The organism is Salipiger mangrovisoli (genome assembly GCF_015223355.1).
Lineage (GTDB): Bacteria > Pseudomonadota > Alphaproteobacteria > Rhodobacterales > Rhodobacteraceae > Salipiger > Salipiger mangrovisoli.
This window is the reverse complement of the sequence record NZ_JADFFK010000062.1, coordinates 1-6,428: the sequence shown is the minus strand read 5'-3', so window position 1 is coordinate 6,428 and position 6,428 is coordinate 1. Positions and strand designations below refer to the sequence as shown.

The 6,428-nt window shown below is 66.1% G+C and carries 6 protein-coding genes and 2 pseudogenes; 2 read left to right on the top strand and 6 right to left on the bottom strand.

What is annotated here, in order from left to right:
- The 6 genes and pseudogenes from IQ782_RS29180 to IQ782_RS29155 all read right to left on the bottom strand — a co-directional run.
- Nucleotides 1-77: pseudogene (locus IQ782_RS29180) on the bottom strand (GTP-binding protein); the annotation flags it as partial.
- Between the two features lie 120 nt (nt 78-197).
- The gene (locus IQ782_RS29175) at nt 198-851 is read right to left on the bottom strand and encodes a hypothetical protein (RefSeq protein WP_194138171.1); all 654 of its coding nucleotides are present in this window, start codon (nt 849-851) and stop codon (nt 198-200) included.
- Between the two features lie 219 nt (nt 852-1,070).
- Complete coding sequence (locus IQ782_RS29170) at nt 1,071-1,646, bottom strand: cob(I)yrinic acid a,c-diamide adenosyltransferase (protein ID WP_194138170.1); 576 nt, start codon at nt 1,644-1,646, stop codon at nt 1,071-1,073.
- 2 nt (nt 1,647-1,648) lie between these two features.
- A complete protein-coding gene (locus IQ782_RS29165) occupies nt 1,649-1,849 on the bottom strand; it encodes a twin transmembrane helix small protein (protein ID WP_194138169.1) in 201 nt (66 codons plus the stop codon).
- Between the two features lie 86 nt (nt 1,850-1,935).
- Nucleotides 1,936-2,775, bottom strand: a complete 840-nt coding sequence (locus IQ782_RS29160) for an SDR family NAD(P)-dependent oxidoreductase (protein WP_194138172.1) — start codon at nt 2,773-2,775, stop codon at nt 1,936-1,938.
- A 132-nt stretch (nt 2,776-2,907) separates the two neighbouring features.
- Nucleotides 2,908-3,474 (bottom strand): SH3 domain-containing protein, encoded by a 567-nt coding sequence (locus tag IQ782_RS29155; protein WP_194138168.1) that lies wholly within the window; start codon nt 3,472-3,474, stop codon nt 2,908-2,910.
- Between the two features lie 192 nt (nt 3,475-3,666).
- Here IQ782_RS29155 and IQ782_RS29150 point away from each other — a divergent pair, with 192 nt between their 5' ends.
- Nucleotides 3,667-5,982, top strand: coding sequence for a DNA topoisomerase IV subunit A (locus IQ782_RS29150; protein WP_194138167.1), 2,316 nt, complete (start codon nt 3,667-3,669; stop codon nt 5,980-5,982).
- 370 nt (nt 5,983-6,352) lie between these two features.
- Nucleotides 6,353-6,428, top strand: a pseudogene (locus tag IQ782_RS29145) (electron transfer flavoprotein subunit beta/FixA family protein); the annotation flags it as partial.

The following is a 6,428-nucleotide window of genomic DNA, read 5'->3' as shown; positions in this document are numbered from 1 at the left end:
GTCTTGCCGTGGTCAACGTGACCGATCGTGCCGATGTTGCAGTGCGGCTTGCCGCGCTCAAACTTTTCCTTTGCCATCTTTCCAGACGTCTCACCTCTAGGGGGTCGACTGCGACCCGGTTTCGCATCGCGGGCCGTTTATTGGTTCAGGAGCAGAAAATCAAGCGTCTGTTGATAGCTGCACCCCGGCGGGCGCTGTTATTGGGTCACGGTTTCGCGCGCCGGGCCATCCGCCGCCGATGCCGCGGGGGCATTTCCCCCGCCATCTTGCCGCACCGCGGCCGCCTTCTGCGCCGCCTCGCCGCCGAACCAGCCCTGCGCCCGCAGCTCGCGGCGCATCCACATCTCGATCTGCAGCGCCGCGTTGGCCGACAGGTTGCGCATCTGGACCTCGCGCGACTGGGTCAACCCCGAACCCGCCAGCGTCTCGGGGGTGATCGCCTCCATGACGGTGATCTGCTCGGGCGTGTCATTGAGCTTCCTCTGCGCCGCATCATCCCAGACGGTGACCCGCAGAATCAGCGCCGACTTGGGGCTGAACACCAGCGGCACGCCGGGCTGGGCCAGAACGTAGCCTTCGACCGAAGTTCCGATGTGATAGTACTTACCGCCGGTCTGCCGGTCGAAACGCTCCTCGATGGCCGCATCCACGGCCTGCGTCCATTCTTCGGCGCTGGCGTCGCGCGACAGCGGACCCTTCACGATGTTCGGGGCGACGACCTCGGAGAACCCCAGCTTGAAGTCGCCGATGGGCTCGACCGGCTTGCGCAGGTTGGCTTGGCCGTTGGCGCAGGCAGACAGGGTCAGGACCGCGGCAAGCGCGGCGGCCAGCAGGGGGACCGGGCGGAACATCGGCGAAATCTCTCCAGAGGGCACTGGCCCCAGCCTTAGTCCCGGCCGCCGCCCAGAGGCAATCGCCCTGCCCTGCCCCGGTCGCCTCCGGACCCGACTTGGGCTCGGGGGTGTGGCAGGAAGGAAACGCCGGCCGCGCGGCACCCAAGGCTTCTTCTCTTGCAAAATACGCCGGGGGTGAGGCGCGCAGCGCCGAGGGGGCAGCGCCCCCTCTCGGCTTCAATCGCGGTTGGCGCCGGGCACCCAGAGCACGTCTGCGGCGCCACCGTCATTGGCCATGCGGGCGGCACAGAAGAACCAGTCGCTGAGCCGGTTTAGATAGGTCAGCGCGTGGATGTTCACCTCTTCCGAGGCCGCCAGTTCGACCGAGCGGCGCTCGGCGCGGCGGGCCACCGTGCGGCACTGGTGCAGGAAGGCCGACGCCGGCGAGCCGCCGGGCAGAACGAAGCTGCGCAGCGGGTCGAGCTGCGCCGTCATCGCGTCCATCTCGGACTCGAGCCGTTCGACCTGCGCCTGCGTCACGCGCAGAACCGGGTAACCCGCCTCTGCATCCCGCGCCATGTCGGGGCGACCGAGATCTGATCCGAGGTCGAAGAGGTCGTTCTGGATCCGCGCCAGCGCGGCATCGAGATCGCCGCTCGCGTGCAAGCGCGCCAGCCCCACCACCGAGTTCAGTTCATCCACCGTGCCGTAGGACTCGACCCTTGCGCAGTACTTCGGCACGCGGGTGCCGTCGACCAGGGCGGTGTCACCCTTGTCGCCCGTGCGGGTGTAGATCTTGTTCAGCACGATCATCGTCAGCCTCTCCGGATAAGAACGAACAGCAGGATCAGGACCACCGCGACGAATTGCGCGATGATGCGCCAGCGCATCGCCTTGTTGGCGTACTTCTTGTTGAACGCCCCACCCTTGGCAAAGGACCCGATGCCGAAGAGCAAGATGCCGACGACCGCCATCATCACGACGGCCACGACCAGAAACAACGGATCCTTCTGCATTGCACAGCTCCCCTATCCTCGCTGTCTTCACATAGCCGCTTCGCGGCGAAATGCGAAGGCACCGCCGCTGCGACCTTGCCGCGCGCTCACCGGGCGCGGGCGATCAGCCGGTCGAGCAGCCGGGTCGGCAGCAGGCGGCGCAGCGTGCCCATGATGTGGGTCGCTGTGGTCACGTAGTAGCGCGGCGCAGGATGGTCGCTCTCGAGCGCGAGGATCAGCTTCTCGGTGACTGCCGAGCCGGGCAGCTCGAAAGTGTCCGGCCTGCCGCCTGAAGGCGCATAGAGGCGCTTGAGCAGCGAGCCCTCGTATTGCGCCCGGCGCGGGCTGACTTGCCAGTCGACCCATTTCTCGAAATGCGCGACCGAATTTGCGCGTATCCGCGAGGTGATCGGACCCGGCTCGATCAGGATGACCTTGATGGGGGTATCTGACATCTCGATGCGCAGCACGTCGGTCAGCCCCTCGAGGGCATGCTTGGTCGAGACATAGGCACCGCGCCAGGGCATCGGCACGATCCCCAGCACCGAAGAGCAGTTGATGATCCGCCCGTGGCCCTGCGCGCGCATCACCGGGATCACCAGGCGGGTCAGCGTGTGCCAGCCAAAAAGGTTGACCTCGTAGATCTCGCGCAGCGCCTGCGTCGGCAGGTCCTCGAGCGCGCCGGGCACCGCATGGGCCCCGTTGTTGTAGAGTGCGTCGATCGTGCCGCCGGTGGCGGCCAGTACCTCGGTCAGCGCCGCCTGCATCGAGGCCTCGTCGGCGTAGTCGATCCGCGGGCTCTCGAAGCCCATCAGCCGCATGCGCGCGCAGTCCTCCTCGCGGCGGCAGCTGGCAAAGACGCGCCAGCCGCGGGCGCGCAGGCCGCGCGCCGCGGCCGCGCCGATGCCCGACGAGCAGCCAGTGATCAGAATGGATGGTCTGGTGATGTCCGGCTTTTCAGCCGCGTCTTGCGCCATTGTGCTTGCCCTGCCTGCAGCGTCCCGTGTTCCGACGGGATAGGCGAGGTCGCGGCGGGCTGCAATTCACCGGCGCAAGATGGGGACGCCTTGCGCGGCGGCTCAGTTCGAAGCGCTGAGATAGGCGTCGTACATCCAGCCGGCGCTGCCGCCTTTGCGCGCCTGAAGCTTGACCCAGCCGTCGCCCGGATCAGAGAGGATCTCGACCTCGTCTCCCTCGGCCAGCTGGCCCACCACCGAATAGCTGGTTCCGGGACCGTAGCGCATGTTGACCCGCGTTCCGGTCACACGCCGCAGATCGCCGCTCATCGCGTCCGCCGAGGCTTTGGTCGGGTGCGCGGTCGCAACCGTGGTGCCTTCGGGATCGAAACTGGCCGCGATCGGCTGGTTGGGCGCTGCCGCCAGGGTGACGTCGAGCGCCTCGCCTGCCGCCTTGAGGGGCGCGCCGTCCGGCGATTCGGGTGCCGAGACATCGGCCAGCGATACCGTGCTGGCGCGGGTGACCTCGGGCATGGAAGCGGGGTGCGCCTCGGCCTTCGACACGAAGCCGCTGGCGAGGAGATTTGGAAGCTGCACGGAATTGGCACCAGGCTCGAAATCCGCGCCCCCCGACATCGCGTACCACGCCCAGCCCAGCAGGGCGAATGTCATGACAATAAAGCTTTTCATGCTGGAATCTCCGAAACAGGAAAGGGCTGGCTGAAAAGGGCCGACATCGCACCGCTCAAATACTCGGCGTCACACACATCATAGTTGATTTGAGCGCCTGACATAAGCGGAAACCGGGAAAAATCTGCCTGTCGCAGATTTCCCTTGGCGGATCGCTTGCCCGCGCTTTTCTGCGCGGGTATCACAATATGCATGAATGATATCGTCGATGACCCCAACATGAACCCTCGTAACGTGGCAGAGACCCTGCGCCGGGCTATTGGCGAGCGGTATCTGACCTATGCACTGTCGACGATCATGAACCGGGCGCTGCCAGACGCGCGGGACGGGCTCAAGCCCGTGCATCGTCGTATCCTTTATGCAATGCGCCGGCTGCGACTTAGTTCCACAGGGGGCTTCCTGAAGTCGGCAAAAATCTCCGGCGACACGATGGGGGATTTCCACCCCCACGGCGACGCGGCGATCTATGACGCCATGGCGCGCCTCGCGCAGGACTTCACCATCCGCTACCCGCTGGTCGATGGTCAGGGCAACTTCGGCAACATCGACGGCGATAACCCGGCCGCCTCGCGCTACACCGAGGCGCGGATGACGATCATGGCCGAGGCGCTGCTGCAGGGCCTCGACGAGGACGCGGTCGACTACCGCCCGAACTACGACGGCCGCCTCGAAGAGCCGATCGTGCTGCCCGCCTCCTACCCGAACCTGCTGGCCAACGGCTCGAGCGGCATCGCGGTGGGCATGGCCACCAACATCCCGCCGCACAACATCGGCGAGCTGATCGACGCCTGTCTGCATCTCATCAAGTCGCCGAACGCGGCGGACGAGACCTTGCTGGGCCATGTCCCCGGCCCCGACTTCCCCACCGGAGGGGTGATCGTCGAGCCGCGCGAGAACATCGCCCAGGCCTATGCGACGGGCCGCGGCTCGATCCGCCTGCGCGCCAAGTGGGAGGTCGAGGACCTCGGCCGCGGCATGTGGCAGGCGGTGGTCACCGAGATCCCCTACCAGGTGCAGAAGTCCAAGCTGGTCGAGCGGCTGGCCGAGCTGATCCAGACCAAGAAGGTCCCGATCCTCGCCGACATCCGCGACGAGAGTGCCGAGGACATCCGCATGGTGCTCGAGCCGAAGACCAAGAACGTCGATCCGGACGTTCTGATGAACATGCTGTTCCGCAACTCGGATCTGGAGATCCGCTTCTCGCTGAACATGAACGTGCTCATCGACGGGGTGACGCCGAAGGTCTGCTCGCTGAAGGAGGTGCTGCGCGCCTTCCTCGACTTCCGGCGCGACGTGCTCTGCCGCCGCTCGCGGCACCGGATGGAGAAGATCGACCATCGCCTCGAGGTGCTGGAGGGCCTGATCATCGCCTTCCTCAACCTCGACCGCGTCATCGACATCATCCGCTATGACGAGGACCCCAAGGCCGCGCTGATGCGCGAGGACTGGGGGCGCAAGATTGCCCGCGCCACCTCCGAGGCCGACTACATCTCTCCCGCCAATGTGTCGGGCGAGGAGGAGTTCGGCCTGACCGAGGTGCAGACCGAGGCGATCCTCAACATGCGCCTGCGCAGCTTGCGCAAGCTCGAGGAGATGGAACTGGTCGCCGAGCGCGACAAGTTGATGGAAGAACGTGCCGGGCTCGAGGACCTGCTGGCCAGTGAAGAGCTGCAGTGGAAGACCATCTCGGGCGAGCTGCGCGAGGTGAAGAAGGCCTTCACCAAGGGGCTCGAACGCGGGGCACGCCTCACCACCTTCGCCGAGGCCGGCGAGGTCGAGGAGGTGCCGCTGGAAGCCATGATCGAGCGTGAGCCGATCACCGTGGTCTGCTCGCAGATGGGCTGGATCCGCGCGATGAAGGGCCATATCGACCTCGGCTCCGAGCTGAAATTCAAGGACGGCGACGGCCCGCGCTTCACCTTCCACGCTGAAACCACCGACCGGCTGCTGGTGTTCGGATCGAACGGCCGCTTCTACACGCTCTCGGCCGCCAACCTGCCCGGCGGGCGCGGGATGGGCGAGCCGCTGCGCCTGATGGTCGACCTGCCGAACGAGGCGCAGATCATCGACATCTTCGCCCATGTGCCCGACCGCAAGCTGCTGGTCGCCTCCTCGGCAGGGGACGGCTTCCTCGTGCCCGAGGCGGATGTGCTGGCGCAGACCCGCACAGGGCGCCAGGTGCTCAACGTTCGTGACGACGTGGTTGCCAAGGTTTGCAAGCCGGTGCAGGGCGATGCCGTCGCCGTGGTCGGGGAGAACCGCAAGGTTCTGGTCTTCATGCTCGACGAACTGCCCGAGATGGGTCGCGGCAAGGGCGTGCGGCTGCAGAAATACAAGGATGGTGGACTCTCCGACATCACCACGTTCACGCTGGCAGACGGGCTCAGCTGGAAGGACCCCGCCGGACGCACCCGCACCGAGGCGGACCTCAGCGAGTGGATCGCCAAGCGCGCCACCGCCGGGCGCATGGCGCCGCGCGGCTTCCCACGCGACAATACCTTCACCTGACACAGCAAGGGCCGCCCTCCGGGGCGGCCCTTCTGCTGTTGACGCAGCGCACCGTCGAGCACCGGTCCGGCCGACGCGAATCACCCTGCCGCGCCGTTCGGCCGCGTCGCGCACGCCAGAACGGCGCGACTGCTGCGGCTGCCGACTTCTGCAGCAGCCTGCGAGATTTCCGAAAGCCGTTTCCGACCCTTGGAAATTCCGCCGCGACACCGATGTCGCAGCAAGCCCATTACCTCGCGCTAACGCGGCGTCCTTTTGCTGCGCATGCGCAAATTGGCACTGTTTCCCCAGCGTTCACTTCGCTATCACCCCACGGGAGACCTACGAAGTGCCGCCCAAGGCACGGTGAAACCAAGGGAGAGATCCGCTCATGAAGGTGCTTGTGCCCGTGAAGCGCGTGATCGACTACAACGTGAAAGTCCGCGTGAAGGCGGATGGCACGGGGG